Origin of the sequence: Flavobacterium sp. YJ01 (assembly GCF_029320955.1) — a bacterium.
Classification (GTDB): Bacteria; Bacteroidota; Bacteroidia; order Flavobacteriales; family Flavobacteriaceae; genus Flavobacterium.
This window is the reverse complement of sequence record NZ_CP119757.1, coordinates 4,090,982-4,110,380: the sequence shown is the minus strand read 5'-3', so window position 1 is coordinate 4,110,380 and position 19,399 is coordinate 4,090,982. Positions and strand designations below refer to the sequence as shown.

General features: G+C 33.2%; 20 protein-coding genes. 15 read left to right on the top strand and 5 right to left on the bottom strand.

Annotated features, from left to right (window positions below; translation table 11 throughout):
- Nucleotides 1–37 precede the first annotated feature (37 nt).
- Both P0R33_RS18135 and P0R33_RS18130 read left to right on the top strand, forming a co-directional pair.
- On the top strand, nt 38–664 hold the full coding sequence (locus P0R33_RS18135; protein ID WP_229349345.1) for a Crp/Fnr family transcriptional regulator: 627 nt from the start codon (nt 38–40) through the stop codon (nt 662–664).
- Between the two features lie 259 nt (nt 665–923).
- The gene (locus tag P0R33_RS18130) at nt 924–1,709 is read left to right on the top strand and encodes a sulfite exporter TauE/SafE family protein (protein WP_276172569.1); all 786 of its coding nucleotides are present in this window, start codon (nt 924–926) and stop codon (nt 1,707–1,709) included.
- A 131-nt stretch (nt 1,710–1,840) separates the two neighbouring features.
- Here P0R33_RS18130 and P0R33_RS18125 read toward each other — a convergent pair whose 3' ends face one another.
- The 5 genes from P0R33_RS18125 to P0R33_RS18105 form a co-directional block, all read right to left on the bottom strand.
- Nucleotides 1,841–2,227 (bottom strand): helix-turn-helix transcriptional regulator, encoded by a 387-nt coding sequence (locus tag P0R33_RS18125; protein WP_276172568.1) that lies wholly within the window; start codon nt 2,225–2,227, stop codon nt 1,841–1,843.
- 227 nt (nt 2,228–2,454) lie between these two features.
- Nucleotides 2,455–2,859, bottom strand: coding sequence for a hypothetical protein (locus P0R33_RS18120; RefSeq protein ID WP_276172567.1), 405 nt, complete (start codon nt 2,857–2,859; stop codon nt 2,455–2,457).
- A 543-nt stretch (nt 2,860–3,402) separates the two neighbouring features.
- On the bottom strand, nt 3,403–4,479 hold the full coding sequence (gene cydB / locus P0R33_RS18115) for a cytochrome d ubiquinol oxidase subunit II (protein ID WP_276172566.1): 1,077 nt from the start codon (nt 4,477–4,479) through the stop codon (nt 3,403–3,405).
- Between the two features lie 2 nt (nt 4,480–4,481).
- Nucleotides 4,482–5,828 carry a cytochrome ubiquinol oxidase subunit I gene (locus tag P0R33_RS18110; protein WP_276172565.1) on the bottom strand — a complete coding sequence of 449 codons (1,347 nt, stop codon included), beginning with the start codon at nt 5,826–5,828 and terminating at the stop codon, nt 4,482–4,484.
- 387 nt (nt 5,829–6,215) lie between these two features.
- Nucleotides 6,216–6,806: an HD domain-containing protein gene (locus tag P0R33_RS18105; RefSeq protein ID WP_276172564.1), complete on the bottom strand. Its 591-nt coding sequence runs from the start codon at nt 6,804–6,806 to the stop codon at nt 6,216–6,218.
- 205 nt (nt 6,807–7,011) lie between these two features.
- Between P0R33_RS18105 and P0R33_RS18100 the strand changes: the two genes are divergently transcribed.
- The 13 genes from P0R33_RS18100 (at nt 7,012) to trpD (ending at nt 19,380) form a co-directional block, all read left to right on the top strand.
- Nucleotides 7,012–8,427, top strand: a complete 1,416-nt coding sequence (locus tag P0R33_RS18100; protein WP_276172563.1) for an MBL fold metallo-hydrolase — start codon at nt 7,012–7,014, stop codon at nt 8,425–8,427.
- A gap of 101 nt (nt 8,428–8,528) precedes the next feature.
- A complete protein-coding gene (locus tag P0R33_RS18095; protein ID WP_276172562.1) occupies nt 8,529–9,098 on the top strand; it encodes a YeeE/YedE thiosulfate transporter family protein in 570 nt (189 codons plus the stop codon).
- A gap of 10 nt (nt 9,099–9,108) precedes the next feature.
- Nucleotides 9,109–9,585 (top strand): DUF6691 family protein, encoded by a 477-nt coding sequence (locus P0R33_RS18090; protein ID WP_276172561.1) that lies wholly within the window; start codon nt 9,109–9,111, stop codon nt 9,583–9,585.
- A 21-nt stretch (nt 9,586–9,606) separates the two neighbouring features.
- A complete protein-coding gene (locus P0R33_RS18085) occupies nt 9,607–10,125 on the top strand; it encodes a GNAT family N-acetyltransferase (RefSeq protein WP_276172560.1) in 519 nt (172 codons plus the stop codon).
- A gap of 167 nt (nt 10,126–10,292) precedes the next feature.
- The gene (locus P0R33_RS18080) at nt 10,293–11,870 is read left to right on the top strand and encodes a glycerol-3-phosphate dehydrogenase/oxidase (RefSeq protein ID WP_276172559.1); all 1,578 of its coding nucleotides are present in this window, start codon (nt 10,293–10,295) and stop codon (nt 11,868–11,870) included.
- A 297-nt stretch (nt 11,871–12,167) separates the two neighbouring features.
- The gene (locus P0R33_RS18075) at nt 12,168–12,629 is read left to right on the top strand and encodes a MarR family transcriptional regulator (RefSeq protein ID WP_229350866.1); all 462 of its coding nucleotides are present in this window, start codon (nt 12,168–12,170) and stop codon (nt 12,627–12,629) included.
- Between the two features lie 4 nt (nt 12,630–12,633).
- The gene (locus P0R33_RS18070; protein ID WP_276172558.1) at nt 12,634–13,266 is read left to right on the top strand and encodes an NAD(P)H-dependent oxidoreductase; all 633 of its coding nucleotides are present in this window, start codon (nt 12,634–12,636) and stop codon (nt 13,264–13,266) included.
- Between the two features lie 31 nt (nt 13,267–13,297).
- Nucleotides 13,298–13,864, top strand: coding sequence for a YceI family protein (locus tag P0R33_RS18065; RefSeq protein ID WP_276172557.1), 567 nt, complete (start codon nt 13,298–13,300; stop codon nt 13,862–13,864).
- 207 nt (nt 13,865–14,071) lie between these two features.
- On the top strand, nt 14,072–15,349 hold the full coding sequence (locus tag P0R33_RS18060; RefSeq protein ID WP_276172556.1) for a hypothetical protein: 1,278 nt from the start codon (nt 14,072–14,074) through the stop codon (nt 15,347–15,349).
- Nucleotides 15,350–15,649: 300 nt separating this feature from the next.
- Complete coding sequence (locus P0R33_RS18055; RefSeq protein ID WP_276172555.1) at nt 15,650–17,050, top strand: anthranilate synthase component I family protein; 1,401 nt, start codon at nt 15,650–15,652, stop codon at nt 17,048–17,050.
- Between the two features lie 102 nt (nt 17,051–17,152).
- A complete protein-coding gene (locus P0R33_RS18050; protein WP_276172554.1) occupies nt 17,153–17,593 on the top strand; it encodes a hypothetical protein in 441 nt (146 codons plus the stop codon).
- Between the two features lie 89 nt (nt 17,594–17,682).
- A complete protein-coding gene (locus P0R33_RS18045; protein WP_276172553.1) occupies nt 17,683–18,249 on the top strand; it encodes an aminodeoxychorismate/anthranilate synthase component II in 567 nt (188 codons plus the stop codon).
- 138 nt (nt 18,250–18,387) lie between these two features.
- Nucleotides 18,388–19,380 (top strand): anthranilate phosphoribosyltransferase, encoded by a 993-nt coding sequence (trpD, locus tag P0R33_RS18040; protein ID WP_276172552.1) that lies wholly within the window; start codon nt 18,388–18,390, stop codon nt 19,378–19,380.
- Nucleotides 19,381–19,399: the final 19 nt, after the last annotated feature.

The following is a 19,399-nucleotide window of genomic DNA, read 5'->3' as shown; positions in this document are numbered from 1 at the left end:
ATTGATTTGAGCAATTCATGGCTAAAAAACAAAGTCCATGCAAAATTCATTAAAAAACATCTTTCCAAATTTCTCCAACGAACTTATCGAAACCATAGAAAAAAATGGAACACTTCAAGATTTTGAAGCAGGAACTATTTTAATGCGCACTGGGCAGTATATTAAAAATACAGCTTTGATTACCAAAGGTAAAATCAAGATTTATCGTGAAGGAGAAGATGGCGGCGAGTTTTTATTGTATTATTTACAGCCAGGTCAAGCTTGCGCAATTTCGATGATTTGCACAGTTAAAAGCGAGAAAAGTCAGATTATGGCAAAAGTGGTCGAAGATGTTTCTGTAATGATGATTCCGCTACAATCAATGGATAAATGGATGATGGAACACAGATCTTGGTACGAATTTGTAATTGAAACCTACAGAAGCCGTTTTGAAGAAGTTCTAGAAGTGGTCGATAATATCGCTTTCCGCTCTATGGACGAACGATTGGAATTTTACTTAAAAAGGCATTCTGATGCCTGTGGTTGTTCTGAAGTAAATCTCTCGCATCAGGAAATTGCAACCGAATTGAATACTTCTCGCGAAGTGGTTTCTAGATTACTCAAAAAAATGGAACAGCGCGGACTGGTCAAACTCAACCGAAACCAGATTGAGTTATTGAAATAGTTTTTTTTTCTGCCACAGATTAAAAGGATTATTAGGATTTCTTTTTATTAAGAATAGAAAAATCCATATAATCCTTTTAATCTGTGGCAAAAATATTTCCTGTTGTCAGGCTGAGCGAAGTCGAAGCCCCGCAAAGCATTTCGACTTCGCTCAATGTGACACAATAATTCGTGAATTCGTGGCGAAAAAAAAATCTTCTGTGATAAATGTTACTGTAGAATCCTAATTTCCGAAGCAACTTTGCATTAAAATAAATGCAATGGAATATTTAGGCTTTTTTGCTGCAATCATAATCGGAATTTCACTTGGCTTAATTGGCGGAGGCGGTTCTATTTTAACTATTCCAATTTTGGTTTATTTGTTTAAAGTAAATCCAGATCAGGCAACTTCTTATTCTCTTTTTATTGTTGGACTTACCGCTCTTTTTGGAAGTTACAGCCATTATAAAATGGGAAATCTGAAATTGAAATCGGCACTTTATTTTGCGATTCCTTCAATTATTTCAATTCTAATAATTCGCGAAGTAATTTTTCCTCAAATTGCAAAAACCTTATTTTGTGTTGCATCTTATTCGGTATCCAAAGATTTTCTAATTATGATTATCTTTTCTGTGTTGATGATTACTGCAGCAATTTCGATGATTAAAAAAAATCAGCCTGAAATAAAAAATACTGAAACCAATTATTTGCAATTAAGTTTTATTGGATTTTTGGTCGGAATTGTAACGGGTTTTCTTGGCGCTGGTGGCGGATTTTTAATTATTCCAGCCTTGCTTTTTTTCGCCAATTTGCCAATGAAACAGGCCGTTGGAACTTCATTATTAATTATTACCATTAATTCCTCAATAGGTTTTGCGGGCGATTTATACATCGGAACATCTATAAATTACACTTTCTTATTAAGCGTTTCTGCAATGGCTTTAATCGGAATGTTGATTGGAAGTCAGCTTTCTAAAAAAATAGACGGAACAAAACTAAAACCTCTTTTCGGCTGGTTTGTTCTCGTTATGGGATTTTATATAATTACCAAAGAAATTTTGTTTTAGAATAAACGCATCACACTGGTCGTGCAGATCTTTGTCGATTTTAATTTATATTTTGAATTTAGTTTTTACTTGTAGAGTAATCTTTGTCAAAGTTTTACACTTTGACAAAGATGAAACTAATTTTATGACTTCTAAATTTCTCCAAACTTATCTTTATAGCGCTCTAATTCGTTTTCGGTGATATTGAGAAGTTTTTCTAACAACTGTATTTTGTCTTCGTAAAGCTCTTTTAATGCCGATGAATTATCTGCGTTAATTAAAATACTTCCGTTATTATTTCCTGTTATCTTATTGAAATTATTAAAGTATTTATCGTAATCAAAACTAATAATATCTTCTACGCTGACATCTAAAATTCTTCCAATTTCAACCAGCTTTTCATAACTCAGAGAAGTTTTTCCTTTTTCAATTTTGCTGTAACCTGCCTGCGTTACGCCTAATCTTTCTGCCATATACTCTTGAGTGTAATTTTTTAACTCTCTAATATTTTTTATTTTGTTTTTAATCGTTGCGGCCATAATTTCGATATTTGGGGTCCGTATAGTCAAAACAGCCCGCTACTAAACTCATTAATAGCATAACTATACATATTTTTGGTATTCTAAAGCTACTTCATAAATTACAATATATGACTTAGCGTTTCGTTAATTTTTTTCTTTTGGTTATAAAATAACCATAAATCAAAGCTACCATTATGACTACTAAATCATAATGGGAAATATCAAATACAAACATTCTATTTAATTTAAGCTGTTTTTTGAATATTTCTTTCGAACTGAAGGTCTAAATAGTATTCTATTTGTTTTCCAACCAAAGCGCGATCTTTTGATTCAATTTTAGTTTTTATTTCTTTGTGATAAATATCTTTCACAAAAATGAAATACACAAATTCTGTCGGATCACTAAATCTAACAGTTATGATAAGCGTGTAGCATAAAAGCGCCGGAATGATATAATATAAATCCATTATATCAGAAAATATCATACAATAATAAGTTACCGCTGTTACGACAGCAAAAGCGGCATTTTCAAGAAAATATTTTTTTCTTTTTTTGAGCAGTCCAATTTCTTTAATTTCGTCAAAATCGTACTGCCAATTTTTAGATTTATAAGAAAATCTAATCTTGTTGGGTAAAATAGTTAAGGGCATATAATTTGTAGGTAAAAAAGATTTAAGCTTTTAGTAAAAATCAATATCTAAAAATTCTTTAGGGGGAAAAATTCTTAGATACGCAATATTAAGCATTAACTTATTTTTTTTCTTACAATAAAAATTATAGAATATAACTATTGGTTGTAATTAAATCTTTAATAAACAATTACGCTTATAAAGTTTCCTTATTTAGGATATTTTTTGGGCGTTTCCTACGGCCGGGCTATCCGCTAAATTCCCGATTAACAAAAACTACGGCTAAAAAGCCTGTTTTTCTAAATCGGGAGATACCGCTTCTATCCCTAACGCGAATCTGATACGAAGTAACCTTTTTTCTTAATTTCAATGAATTTCCTCCAGTTCTAACTGGAAGTGAGCAAATTTATATAAATAAACTTATAATTTGGCTAAAGCCTTTTGAAAATCAAATAAAAAACCTCCAGTTAAAGCTGGAGGCAATTCATATTGTTTGAATAAAATATTAATTCGTACAATTGCTTAGTATGTCCGCTATTGCTCGAGTCGTGTCAACGAAAAAAATCAATGTTCGCCATATCCAATATCATCCATTTTTCCGCTAAAAACACGATATTGAATAATAAAATAAATAATAACCAGAAATAAAGCGATAAAAAACCAGCTTAATCCAGCGTTCAATCCGTATTCGTGAGCGGCGGTGTTGTAAATCGTTAATGACGGATTCACTTTATTGGTTGAAGGCAAAACATTTGGAAAAATCGAAACTGCTGTTGAAGCAAATCCTCCCAATAAAAACAAAGTTGAAAACACAAATCCATGACCATCTTTTTTAAACGAACGTACTTTAAACAAACCTAAAATTCCAACAAAAGTCATTAACGGAAAAAACCATAAAATAGGATTTTCAACAAAATTGTGAAATGGTTTTGGTTCAATAAAATGCCAAATCTGCAACGAAATACAAACTAAAACCAGCAAAACAATATTCAAGGCAAAAACAACTTTTTTCAATTTCGGATTCAAAGCTGAATTCGTTTTATAAATAATCCAGTTTGCGCCGTGAATAGTCAAAGCCACAACACTTACAATTCCTAAGAAAAGTGTAAACCAATCGATAATTCCCAATTCATTTGCTTGCGGACTAAAAGTCGGATTCCATAAAGGCAAAAAGAAAAAATGCGGTTCTTGCGTAGAAACTCCGTTTTGAACCATTCCGAGATTTACACCACGAACAATATTTCCGAGAGCAATTCCGAAAAACAAAGCCAAAAGCAAACTTGCGATTCCGAAAGCTTTATCCCAAATACTTTCCCACATCTGATTGTGCACTTGCCCACGCATTTCCAATCCGATCGCACGAAAAATCAAAAGCCATAAAATCATAATCAAAGGCAAATAAAATCCGCTAAAAGAAGAAGCATATAAAGTTGGAAAAGCGAAAAATAAAACTCCGCCAGCCGCAATCAGCCAAACTTCATTGGCATCCCAAAACGGACCAATAGCGCTAGTAATTGCTTTTTTATCTTTTTCTGTATCTGCAAAAAATAAATGAATAATTCCTGCACCAAAATCGTAGCCGTCTAAAACCAGATAAACCGCTAGAATTCCCATTAAAACTACGTACCAAAAAAATTCCATCTTTATATTTTTTCTGTTGAAAGTTCCACATTGTGCGGTCCTTTATTGATAATTTTTCCAACTAAAAGTAAAAACAACATTCCCAGTAAAAGGTATAAACCAATAAAACCTAACAATGTAAATAAGGTATTTCCTGAAGAAACTGTTGGCGAAGCTCCAGCAGAAGTTCTTAATAAATTATAAACCAACCAAGGCTGTCTTCCTAATTCTGCCGTGTACCAGCCCGTTGTGTTGGCAATATACGGAAATGGCATCATGAACATTAATGACCATAAAAGCCATTTTGTTTCGAATAATTTCCCTCTAATTAGTTGAAAAAGAGAAAGCGCCATTAAGCCAATAAAAACGGTTCCAAGTCCGACCATAATATGATAGGCATAATACAATCCTGAAATATTAGTCGGATGAAGATCTTCTTCAAACTGATCTAAACCTTTTATTTCCTGATCCCAGTTTCCGTAAGTCAAGAAACTTAGAATATTTGGAACAGCGATTTTATTATCTAGTTTTTTGTCTTTTACGTCGGGCTGACCGATTAAGACAATCTCTGAACCTTTCTTTTCGGTATGAAAAATCCCTTCCATTGCAGCAAAAGTCACTGGCTGATATTTCACAACGTTTTTAGCTGCTAAATCTCCCGTTGGAACGGCAACTACAACACTTGAAATCAATCCGAAAATTACGCCTGTCTTAAGAAACAATTTTCCAAAAGAAACATTCTTTTTGCTTAAAATATAAAAAGCTCCAATTCCGGCAACGACAAAAGAACTTGTTACCAAAGAAGCTGCTTGATTATGCAGATATGAAGGCCAAAGCCACGGATTTAAAAATAAAGCTTGAAAATTAGTCAGTACAAATTTTCCGTTTTCTAAGATTTCATAACCAACAGGATTCTGCATCCATGAATGTGTTGCAATGATTAAAAATCCGCTGGCCCAAGAACCAATCATAATTAACAATCCGGTTACAAAATGCCATTTATGACCAAGAAGTTTTTCTCCAAACAAAAATATTCCTAAGAAAGACGATTCGAGAAAGAAAGAAAACATTCCTTCCATGGCGAGCGTCTGCCCAATGATTCCGCCAGTTAATTCAGAGAACTTTGCCCAATTGGTTCCGAATTGAAACTCCATCGGAATTCCGGTTACAACTCCCATTGCAAAATTGAGAGCGAAGATCTTCATCCAAAAATGGGTGGCGTGATTGTATGTTTCGTCTTTAGTTTTGAGAAATTTCCATTTAAAATAAACAATGATCAGCGAAAGCCCCATTGTAAGTTGTGGAAAAAGATAATGAAAAGTAATGGTGAAGGCGAATTGCATTCGATCATAAAAGAGCATTTCTTCCATAAGTGGTAATTTGTTTATGAAGTTCCACAAATTTAACCATTAGAACCCGAATTAACGTTCTTTAAAAAAAGTTTATCGCTTGATATTTGTTAAACTTTTCAACAATTTAAAGGGTAGAAATGACACTTGTTATTTTTACAGTTCCGTACAGTTTGTCATTTCGACGAAGGAGAAATCTCCGCAAGTAGCTCCGCACAGAAAAGTTGCCAATCGTTGTCGAGTTTCTTGCGGAGATTCCTCGTTCCTCGGAATGACAATATTGTGTATAGATATTCGTATGAAACATAGCCCGCGGTTTCAACCGCGGGAAACGTATCGTGATTATGCATGAGTTCCTGCGGTTGAAACCGCAGGCTATGTTTGATTTTGATTACGTGATTGTTTTGATTATTTCTTCAAAATCCCCTTTTCAACACTCTCATTAATCAAACCTTCGGCATAACTCCATAAAGAAGTTGAACCATTTTTAATGACACTTTTCTTTTCGTATACCTTATCGTAATTCACTCCAAATTCTTTCCAAGTTCCGCCGTTGTTAGAAGTATTTTGTAACAAAGGCTCTAATCTGTCCATCGATCTGGCAAATTTGGCTTCGTTGGTTTCTCCAGCTTCAAATTCTTCCCAAATTGAAATTAATTCATCCGCTTGATTTTTAGGCAAAAGACCGAAAATTCTGTTTGCTGCCAATCGCTCTTCATCCGTATTGTCATGGCTTTTTACAGTATCATAAATAAAAACATCGCCTGCATCAATTTCTACGATATCATGAATCAAAACCATTTTTACAACTTTCAAAACATCAATCGGTTCGTTTGAATGTTCTGCCAAAACAATCGCCATTAATGCCAAATGCCAGCTGTGTTCTGCGTCATTTTCGCATCGGTCGCTGTTAAACAATTTCGTTTTGCGCTGAATGTATTTTACCTTATCAATTTCTTTTATAAAAGCAATTTGATCTAATAAGTCTTTCGTGTTCATTTTTTTTTTATTTTTTGAAATGACATTAGTCATATGCAAAATTAAAGCTTAAAGCGTAATTGCTCAACTTTAAATTAATTTATCTCAATCGAATATGGCAAACTCCACATTTTTTTACACAAAAACCTAATTTCTGTAACATAAGTCACCTATTTTTCTAAAAAACAAAGTTACCTTTGTAACCCATCATTTTACAATATCTATCATGAAAATAGAGCAAATTTACACCGGATGCCTTGCGCAAGGTGCATACTATATTACCTCAAATGACGAAGCGGCCATTATAGATCCGCTTAGAGAAACGCAACCTTACTTAGATCGTTTAGAACGTGACGGAGTAAAGTTGAAATATATTTTTGAAACGCACTTTCACGCTGATTTCGTTTCTGGACACGTCGATTTAAGCAAAGAAACGGGAGCGCCAATAGTTTACGGACCAAATGCGGCTTGCGAATTTGACTGCATTTCTGCAAAAGACGGACAAGAATTTAAACTTGGAAAAGTAACGATTAAAGTTTTGCATACTCCAGGACATACTATGGAAAGCACTACTTTTTTACTAATTGACGAAAACGGAAAAGATCACGCAATTTTCTCTGGAGACACTTTATTTATTGGAGATGTCGGTCGTCCAGATTTAGCTCAAAAAGCAGCGGGAATGACACAAGATCAATTGGCTGGAATTTTATTTCACTCTTTAAGAGATAAAATCATGACTTTGGCTGATGATGTAATCGTTTATCCTGCTCACGGTGCAGGAAGTGCTTGTGGAAAAAACATGAGCAAAGAAACCGTTTCTACAATTGGAAACCAGAAAGCTACCAATTATGCACTTCGCGCAGATATGACCGAAGAAGAATTCATTAAAGAGGTTACCGATGGATTATTACCTCCTCCAGCCTATTTCAGCATGAATGTTGCCATGAACAAACAAGGTTACGAAAGCTTCGAAACTGTTTTACACAACGGAATGAAAGCCATAAATGTTACCGAATTTGAAGCTGTTGCAGAAGAAACTGGGGCTTTGATTTTAGATACAAGAAGTGCTGCTGATTTTAGCAAAGCATTTATTCCGCAATCTATTAATATTGGCATTAATGGCGATTTTGCTCCTTGGGTTGGAACTTTAATTGCTAATGTAAAGCAACCAATCATTTTGGTTACTACCGTTGGTATGGAAGAAGAAACTGTAACTCGTTTAAGTCGAGTTGGTTTTGACACCATTATCGGACATTTAGAAGGCGGTTTTGAAGCTTGGCAAAAAGCAGGTTTCGAAACTGATTCTGTTAACCGAATTACAGCCGAGCAATTTGCTAATGAAGTAGATATTCAAAAAGACAAAATAATCGACATTCGTAAAGAAACCGAATACGAGGCAGAACATATAGAAGATGCTTACAGCAAACCTTTGGCTTATATTAATGACTGGGTAAAAGACATTAATCCGAATGAGCATTTTTATCTGCATTGCGCTGGCGGTTACAGAAGTATGATTGCTGCTTCTATCCTTCAAGCAAGAGGTTTCAGAAATTTCTCTGAAGTTGAAGGCGGTTTTGGAGCGATTTCAAAAACAAATATCCCAAAATCAGATTTTGTTTGTCAAAGTAAAGTATTAAAATAAATTTGAGGTACAGAGAGGCAAAGGTTCAAAGGGACAAAGGTTTTTCCTTTTGAATCTTTACCTTTGAACCTCTGTACCTTTGAACCTTTGAACCTAAAAAAATGAATTTACTAGAAATTTTGAGAGAACCTTGGCCTTGGTATGTTGCTGGTCCGTTGATTGGATTAACTGTTCCAATTTTATTAATTATCGGAAATAAATCTTTCGGAATTAGTTCTTCACTTCGTCATATTTGTGCGGCTTGTATTCCTGCAAATATTTCGTTTTTTAAATACGATTGGAAAAAAGAAAGCTGGAATTTATTCTTCGTTTTAGGAATATTTCTAGGCGGTTTTATTGCGGCTTATTTTTTATCAAATCCAAATCCTGTTGAAATTGCTCCTGAATTATCAGAGAAATTAGCCACTTACGGAATAACAGATCACACAGGTTTAGTGCCTTCGCAGTTATTTTCTTGGGAAAGTTTATTAACACTTCGTGGATTTATCATGATTGTCGTTGGCGGATTCTTAGTTGGTTTCGGAACTCGTTACGCTGGCGGATGCACAAGCGGACATGCAATTATGGGATTATCAAATTTACAATGGCCTTCTTTAGTGGCAACAATCTGTTTTATGATTGGCGGTTTTGTAATGGCACTTTTGATTTTACCTTATATTCTTTCACTTTAAAATTTGAAAAATGAATTTAGAAAATAAAAATATAGACGGAGAAGGAATAAACGCAAGCCAAAAAAAAGAAACTGCATTAGGAAATCTTAAATATCTAATTGTTGGAATCTTTTTCGGAATTGTATTCGTAAAAGCAGAAATCATTAGTTGGTTTCGTATTCAGGAAATGTTCAATCTGGAATCATTTCATATGTATGGCGTAATTGGCTGCGCTGTAGCAGTTGGGCTAATATCTGTGCAATTGATTAAAAAATTCAATATTAAAACCTTGCAAGGCGAAAAAATCGAAATTCAACCAAAGACTTTCAATAAAGGACAAATCTACGGCGGATTGCTATTCGGTTTCGGCTGGGCAATTACTGGAGCTTGCCCAGGACCGCTTTTTGCTCAAATTGGTACGGGCGCAACTGTTATTGTAGTTACTCTTGTAAGTGCAATTGCCGGAACTTGGGTTTATGGTTTGATAAAAGATAAACTGCCCCATTAATTCTTTATAAAAATTAAAAAAATGAATTCTAAAGAACAGCTCGTATTAAGAAAAGCAGTTATTTCTGAAGTTCCAGTAATTTGGGAAATCCTGCAAGATGCCATTGAACAAAGACGATTAGACGGAAGTACACAATGGCAAGATGGTTACCCGAACGAACTTACTGTTAAAAATGATATCGAAAATGGTTGCGGTTACGTACTAACAGAAAATGAATCTATTTTGTGTTATGCTGCTATTATGTTCGACAAAGATCCTGCTTACAACGATATTGAAGGCAAATGGCTGACTGATGGCGATTATACTGTTGTACACCGCGTCGCAGTTTCAAAACTAGCAAAAGGAAAAGGAATTGCAACAAAGCTATTTGAAAAGATTGAAGGTTTATCTACAGATAATAATATTTATAGCATAAAAGTTGACACCAATTTTGATAATGTCCCGATGCTTAAAATTTTAGAAAAATTGAAATATACTTTTTGTGGCGAAGTCTATTTAAGAGGCTCCGCAAGAAAAGCATTTGAAAAACAATTAACTTAAAAAGAAAAAGTTAGCAACAATAAAAACCCGACAGTTTATAAAAATCTGTCGGGTTTATTTTTATATTTCTAATCAACTTGAAACAAAATAAAATCAGAAAATTTTTCTTCATCAATTTTTAATTTGCTTTTGTTAAGTTTGCTTTAAACAAAAAGTCCCGTAAAAATATGAATCGTTCAGAGCAATTATTAAAGGTACAAAATATCGAAAATTGGGACGTAATAATAATTGGCGGTGGAGCAAGCGGGCTCGGAACTGCAATTGATGCAGCAAGCCGCGGTTTCAAAACCGTTTTATTTGAAGCTGTAGATTTTGCAAAAGGAACTTCAAGCCGAAGCACTAAACTGGTTCATGGCGGAGTACGCTATTTGGCACAAGGCGATGTACATTTGGTTAGAGAAGCATTAAAAGAAAGAGGTTTACTGGCACAAAATGCGAATCATTTGGTAAAAAATCAATCGTTCGTTATTCCAAATTACCATTGGTTTAGTGGTTATTTTTATACCATCGGATTAAAAATTTACGATTTATTGTCAGGCGGTTTGAGTTTAGGGAGTTCTAAATATCTTTCTAAAAAGAAAACTATAGAAATGCTTCCAAACGTCGAAGAAGAAGGTTTGGTAAATGGCGTTATTTATCACGACGGTCAGTTTGATGATTCGCGTCTAGCAATTAATCTTGCACAGACTGCTGTAGAAAATGGAGCTTGTGTTTTGAATTATTCTAAAGTTATCAATCTTTTGAAAGATGATAAAAACCAAATAATTGGTGTTCAAGTAACTGATCAAGAAACTGGTTTGAATTATAATGTAAAAGGTTCTGTGGTTGTAAATGCAACGGGAGTTTTTACAAATGCCATAATGAAATTAAATGATACTGTTTACAAAAAATATATTGTTCCAAGTCAAGGAATTCATTTAGTATTCGATAAATCATTTTTACCTGGAGAACATGCATTGATGATTCCGAAAACCAAAGACGGCAGAGTTTTATTTGCTGTTCCGTGGCATAATCATATTGTTGTGGGCACAACCGATACTTTAATCAAAAAGCAAAGTTTAGAACCTATTGCATTAGAAAGCGAAATTCAATTTGTACTGGAAACTGCACAACGTTTTTTAGCAAAAAAACCTACTCGAGCCGACGTATTATCTGTTTTTGCAGGTTTACGTCCTTTGGCTGCTCCAAAGGAAGAAGGAAAAAGTACTAAAGAAGTTTCAAGAAGCCATAAAATCATTGTCTCAGAAACTGGTTTAATAACCATTACTGGTGGAAAATGGACAACTTATAGAAAAATGGCAGAAGAAATAATTGATAAAGCTATTCTAAAAGGAAAACTTCAGAATAAACCTTGTATTACGGAACATTTATCTATTCACGGAAATAAACGAACAAATAATCTTGATCGTGAAAATCATTTATATATATATGGTAGTGATATTTCAAAAATTCTGGAATTACAAGAAAACGAACCAGAATTAAAAGAGAAACTACATCCAAATTATGAATTCTCACTGGCAGAAGTCGTTTGGGCAATTCGTTACGAAATGGCAAGAACGGTAGATGATATTTTAGCAAGACGCGTTCGTCTGCTTTTTTTAGATGCCAGAGCTGCGATTGAAGTTTCAGAAAAAACAGCACGATTGCTAGCCAAAGAACTTGGTCGTGACGAAGATTGGATTGCTAAAGAAGTTTCAAATTTTACCACAATTGCCAAAGGTTTTCTTCTTTCTGAATTTCAATAAACATTAAACTTGGCTGATTTTAAGTTATTTAAATTAATTGCTCTTCAAAACTGTCTTACAAAAGCATTTTTTGAGTGTTTTTCGATTCTTCCGCTTTTTTCAGTTTTAAATTTAAGTTAAACATCAAAATATCAATACTTTAAAAATAAAAAATACGTTACTTTTATAACAACAAAAATTCAGATTGTGCGCATGAACATTCAGAAATTCATCAATTAACAAATTTTTAACACGACACTTGTATATACAAATATTAAAAGCTCTACATTTGTATATACAAATTATACACTTACGACTATGACAATTGAAGAGGTTATTAAGAGTACAGTTAAGATGGATAATGCGAAAAAAGTTATTCTGAATATCATGTACACACAAAATGTGATTCAGGATCATTTCAACGAGTTGATAAAACCGTATGACTTGTCTGGAGAACAATATAATGTGCTGCGTATATTAAGAGGACAAAAAGGAAATCCTGCTAATATGTGTGTGATACAAGAACGTATGTTAGCAAAAACGAGTAACACAACCCGATTAGTTGACAAATTATTATTGAAAGAATTCGTTACAAGAAATGTCTGTCCTGATAATAGAAGAAAAATCGAAGTTTTGATTACGCAAAAAGGATTAGATGTTTTAAAAGAATTAGATCCGAAAGTTGATGCACATGAGCGCGCATTTGCCGAGAATATAAGTCAGGAAGAATTAGAATTATTAAACAAATTATTAGAAAAATACAGAACTCAACAAAATTAATATTATGAGCACAATTTTAGAAAATCTTAATTGGAGATACGCAACAAAAAGATTTGATGCAACAAAAAAAATCTCTGATGCTGATTTAAATACATTAAAAGAAGCTGTAAGATTAGCTGCTTCTTCATACGGATTACAACCATTTAAAGTAGTAGTTGTAGAAAATCCAGAAATTAGAGAAAAATTAAAAGCTGCGGCTTACGGACAAACTCAAATTACCGATGCTTCTCAATTATTTATTTTCGCAAACGACTTAAACGCAGGACCAGAATCTGTGGCAGCTTATATCAAAAACATTAGCGAAACAAGAGGTGTTCCAACAGAAGCTTTAGGTGGATTTGAAGATATGATGAATAACGTAATTTCAAACTTATCTCAAGAAAATAAAAACATCTGGACAGCAAAACAAACGTATATTGCTTTAGGAACTTTATTGGCAGCTGCAGCAGAATTAAAAATCGATGCTACTCCAATGGAAGGTTTTAATCCAGCTCAATTTAACGAAATTTTAGGTTTCGATAAATTAGGTTTAAATGCTTCAGTTATTGCAACTGTAGGTTACAGACATGATGAGGACGACGCTCAGCATTACAAAAAAGTTAGAAAATCTCAAGAAGAATTATTTATCACACTATAATTATTTATTAATCAAATTCAAATTTTACAACATGAAAAATTTAAAAACAATTGCAATAGCATTATTCGTAGCAGCAGCTGGTATCTCAGTAAACGCTCAAACTAAAAAAATCGACGTAAAAGCGTCTACTATCAAATGGGTTGGTAAAAAAGTAACTGGAGAGCACTCTGGAACTGTAAACTTTAAAGATGGAGCTGTAGTTTTAAAAGGAAACAAATTAGTTGGTGGTAGCTTTACTGTAGACATGACTTCATTAACTTCTACAGATTTAACTGGAGAATACCAAGGAAAATTAAACGGTCACTTAAAAGCTGACGATTTCTTCGGAACTGAGAAATTCCCAACTTCAAAATTAGTTATCAAAAAAATCGGTGCAAAATCTGCTGACGTTTACACTGCAACTGCAGACTTAACTATCAAAGGAATTACTAAACCAGTTACTTTTGATATTACTGTAAAAGGAAACACTGCTACAACTGCTTTCAAAGTTGACAGAACTAAATATGACATTAAATATGGTTCAGGTAGTTTCTTCGAAGGTTTAGGAGACAAAACTATCAATGACGAATTCGAATTGGCTGTAGCTTTAAAATTCTAATTTCGTAGCCTTACTAATTCAAAATATAATAAACCCCGACATTATTTAGATGTCGGGGTTTATTTTTTTATTAAAACTTTTCACAAGCTTAACATTCTTAATATTAAACTAACGCATTCGTAATAAACATCGGGACTTTGATTAACATAGGGCTTCTACTTTTGGAACAATTAAAAAAATCAAAAACTAGAAATCCAAATCATAGTTATGAAAACAAAATTACGTATTGCTCTTATCATCTTCACAATCAGCTTTTTCTCACACGCTCAACAACAACCAAAAGGAATTATCGGTACTAATAACTGGATGAACAATTGGACCAATTTTAATCCTGCAAAAACAGAATACAACGAAGCAACAAATATTATTGCTGGAACAATAGATAAAGATACTAGATTAGTAAAACGAAATACCTACCAATTAGTTGGTGTTGTATATGTTACAAATAATGCCGTTTTAACAATCGAACCTGGAACTGTTATTCGTGGAGACGATAAAACTTGTGGAACTCTTGTAATTACTAGCGGAGCCAAAATCCTTGCCGAAGGTTTAGAAACTGATCCAATTGTTTTTACTTCAAATAAAGAAAAAACTATCAGAAAACCTGGAGATTGGGGCGGAATTATTGTCTTAGGAAAAGCTCCAATAAATTCTCTAGGTGGTGTTCATACTTTACCTTTTGATTTAGAAGCAAACTTAAATCATTACGGAGGTCAGGATGCAGAAGATAATTCAGGTATTTTAAAATATGTTCGTATTGAATATGCGGGAAGAAAATTAAGTGCAACGAAAGAATTAAACGGTCTTTCTTTGGCTGGCGTTGGTAGAAAAACTCTTATTAGCAACATTCAGATTAGTTTCTCTAATGATGATTCTTTCGAATGTTATGGAGGAGATTTGAATATGACTAATTTAATTTCGTATAGAACTACAGATGATGATTTTGACTTTACACAAGGAGCTCAAATTAACATTTCAAATAGTATTGCAGTCCGTCATCCTTTCTCATCAGATATCTCAGGATCAAGATGTTTCGAAGTAGATTCATACGAGAAAGTCGCAACTACAGATATGACTAAAAAAATGACTAAAATAAATGCCAACAATATTACTTTAGTCAATTTAGAAGAAAACAATCAAGGTTTGGTTAGAGAATCTATTTTTGTGAGAGAAAATACATTTTTCAATTTAAGCAACAGTATTGTTTCTGGTTTTGCACCTTTCGTTTTATTAGAAGGAGCTATTGGAAATGGAGATGTAAATCTTTCTAAAATGAGTTTTAAAAACACAATTGTAAATAATTGCAATGGCGGAATTACAAGCGAATCTGCAAGTAGTAATGATTCAATTCAAAATTATTACAATCCAAATTCTGGTTTAGAATACACAAAAATGAAAAACACAGAATTGTTTGCAACGCCTAACATAAAAGGAAATCCAGATTTTAGAGCTAGCACAAACAATACAATAGCAATTGGAAATTAAGCTTTTATAGCAATCTTAGTATTTTAAATTTAACAAAATTTCAATTTTAGAAAAGTTTTTTTTTAATTTTTATATACTACAATTCAAATTACATTTATATATTTGCCATAACAAAAACAAATATGAGAACATTATTAAACAATTCTTGGTGGTGGAACAATTTACGTCAGACGTCGTGAACAAAGCTTCCTATGGTATTGTAAAACTATAAATATAAAAGGCTTGTCATCACGACAAGCCTTTTTTTTTGGTCCAAATTGAAATTGAAAAATTAACGAAAACAACATAAAACTAAATATTTTGAAACCTTTTATTCTTAATACACATTACAAACAAATTCTCGCAGATACGGTTACTCCTGTTAGTATCTACTTTAAAATCAGAGATAAATTCCCGAACAGTTTATTATTAGAAAGTAGTGATTATCATGGAAATGACAACAGTTTTTCTTATATCTGCTGTAATCCTATTGCAACTATAAAAATTGAAAACGAAATTATTTCAAAAACGTTTCCAGACGGAACTTCAGAAAAAACAACTATTGATTCAACTACAAACATTCCGCAAGTAATTCAGGAATTTTCAAGTCAGTTTCAATCCGAAAAAAATGATTTCAAATTCATCAATAATGGTTTATTTGGATACATTTCTTATGATGCCGTTCGTTATTTTGAAAAAGTATCGATTGCAAAAAAAGACAATGCAACTTCAATTCCAGATGTTTTTTATGCTGTTTATCAAAACATTATTGCAATTAACCATTTTAAAAATGAAGCTTACATTTTCTGCCATAGCGTTGACGGAAAAAACAACATCGCAGAAATTGAGCAATTATTACAATCTAGAAATATAGCTTCTTATAAATTCTCAAAAGAAGGCGAAGGTTTTTCTAATTTAACTGATGAAGAATTTAAGCAAAATGTCGCTTTAGCAAAAAAACACTGTTATAGAGGCGATGTTTTTCAGTTAGTATTATCACGTCGTTTTACACAAGGTTTTAAAGGTGATGAATTTAATGTTTATAGAGCTTTAAGAAGTATAAATCCTTCTCCGTATTTATTCTTTTTTGATTATGGAGATTTCAAAATATTTGGTTCTTCGCCAGAAGCACAAATTATTGTAAAAGACAGAAAAGCAGAAATTCATCCGATTGCAGGAACTTTCAAAAGAACTGGAAATGATGAGCAAGATGCGCTTTTAGCAAAAGAACTTTCTGAAGATAAAAAAGAAAATAGCGAACACGTTATGCTTGTTGATTTAGCCAGAAATGATTTGAGCAGAAACGGTCACGATGTAAATGTGGAAAAATATAGAGAAGTTCAATTTTTCTCACACGTAATTCACCTAGTTTCTAAAGTTACAGGACATTTGCACGATAAAGCTACAACAATGCAAGTTGTTGCAGATACTTTTCCTGCAGGAACTTTAAGCGGTGCACCAAAACACAGAGCAATGCAATTAATTGAAGATTGCGAAAAAACAAATCGTAATTTTTATGGCGGCGCAATTGGCTTCATGGATTTTAACGGAAACTTTAATCACGCCATTATGATTCGAACTTTCCTTTCTAAAAATCATCAATTGCATTGTCAGGCTGGAGCTGGAATCGTTGCCAGTTCAGATGAAGAAAGCGAAATGCAGGAAGTTTATAATAAATTAAGAGCTTTGAATACGGCTTTAGAAATTGCAGAAAAAATATAGATTTTTATTTCAAGTTTCAGGTTTAAAGTTTCAAGTTTCAAGTTTTTGGAGTGAACCTGAAACTTTAAAGGTGAAACAATTAACTAACAAATCATAAAACCCATGAAAAAAGTAATTTCAATTTTAGTTTTAATCATTATAATGACCTCTTGTACTTCTGAAAAGAAAAATTCAATTGAAGGAACCTGGCGTCTTATATCAGCTGAAACAACCGAAAAAGATTCTACTTTTTCAACCTTCAATAAAAATGCTAAAATGATTAAAATTATAAACGAAACTCATTTTGCTTTTTTAAACCATGATTTGAAAAACGGAAAAGATTCAACAACTGCATTATATTTTGCTGGAGGCGGAAAATATACTTTGAAAGACAGCATTTATACTGAAAACCTAGAATATTTTAATAACCGCAACTGGGAAAACAACAAATTCGAATTTGTAGTAAAAGTTCAAAATGATACCTTAATTCAAAAAGGAATCGAAAAAGTAGAAAAATTAGGCGTAGATCATATTATCATTGAGAAATACGTTCGAGAAAAATAAGAAAATTTGGTTTCAAGTTTCAGGTTTAAAGTTTCAAGTTGTTGGAACGTTAAACTTGAAACCTGAAACTTGAAACAAAAACACACACAATGAAAAAGATTTTAGTTATAGACAATTACGATAGTTTCACTTACAATTTAGTGCACTATTTAGAAGATTTAAACTGCGAAGTTACCGTTTATAGAAACGACGAATTCGATATTGATGAAATTGCTTCTTTTGATAAAATTTTACTTTCCCCAGGACCAGGAATTCCAGACGAAGCAGGTTTATTAAAAGCAGTAATCGAAAAATATAGTCCGACAAAAAGCATTCTTGGCGTTTGTTTAGGACAACAAGCAATCGGCGAAGTTTTTGGCGGAACGCTTTCAAACCTTGATAAAGTATATCATGGAGTTGCGACAAATGTAAAAACCGTTGTAGATGACGAAATTCTTTTTGAAGGTTTAGGAAAAGAATTTGAAGTTGGAAGATACCATTCTTGGGTTGTAGACACCAATCTTCCAGACGAACTTGAAGCAACTTCATTTGACGAAAACGGACAAGTAATGTCTTTAAGACACAGAAATTATGACGTTAGAGGCGTTCAGTTTCACCCAGAAAGTGTCTTAACTCCAAACGGAAAAAAAATGTTAGAGAATTGGATAAAAAGCTAGTCGAAAGTTTTAAAGTCGAAAGTCATAAAGTCAAAAAAAGGTCTTTCGCAATTTTAAAACTAAAAAAACAAGCAATAAATGAACTACAAAGTCAAGGACTTTAAGACCTTCGACTTTAGACTTTAAGACTACAAAAAAATGAAAACTATATTAAACAAATTAATCAACCACGAAGTGCTTTCTAAAGAAGAAGCAAAACAAGTATTGATTAATATTTCAAGCGGTCAATATAATCCGAGCCAGATTTCGGCATTTTTGACTGTTTTTATGATGCGAAGCATTACTATCGATGAACTTTCGGGATTTCGCGAAGCTTTGTTAGAATTATGTATTCGCGTTGATTTATCTGCCTATAATACAATCGATTTATGCGGAACGGGTGGCGACGGAAAAGATACTTTCAATATTTCGACTTTAGCTTCTTTTGTTTCTGCTGGGGCTGGAATTAAAGTTGCAAAACACGGAAATTATGGCGTTTCTTCAATTTCTGGATCAAGCAACGTAATGGAAAAAATGGGAATTAAATTCAGCAACGATCCTTCTTTTTTAGAAAAATGTATTGATCAGGCTGGAATCTGCGTTTTACATGCTCCATTATTTCACCCAGCGATGAAACATGTTGGACCAATCAGAAAAGAATTGGCGGTAAAAACCTTCTTTAATATGTTGGGGCCAATGGTAAATCCTTCTTTTCCGCAAAATCAATTAGTTGGGGTTTTCAACTTAGAATTGGCAAGAATGTATGCCTATCTATACCAAAATACTGATGTGAATTTCACTATTTTACATTCGCTTGACGGATATGACGAAATTTCGTTAACAGGCGCAACCAAAACGATTTCAAACCATATGGAAGGAATGTTAAAACCAGAAGATTTTGGCGTTCGTCTTTTATCCCAAACTGAAATTGAAGGCGGAAAAACAATCGAAGAATCGGCAGAAATCTTTACTAATATTATTTCAGGAAAAGGAACTGAGGCACAAAACAATGTAGTCTGCGCTAATGCTGCAATGGCAATTGCAACCGTTACAAAATGTTCTCCAAAAGAAGGTTTTGAATTAGCAAAAGAAAGTTTATTGTCTGGAAAAGGACATCAGGCATTACAGAAATTACAAGAACTAAGCAGGTAAATAAATTGTTTAAAGTTTC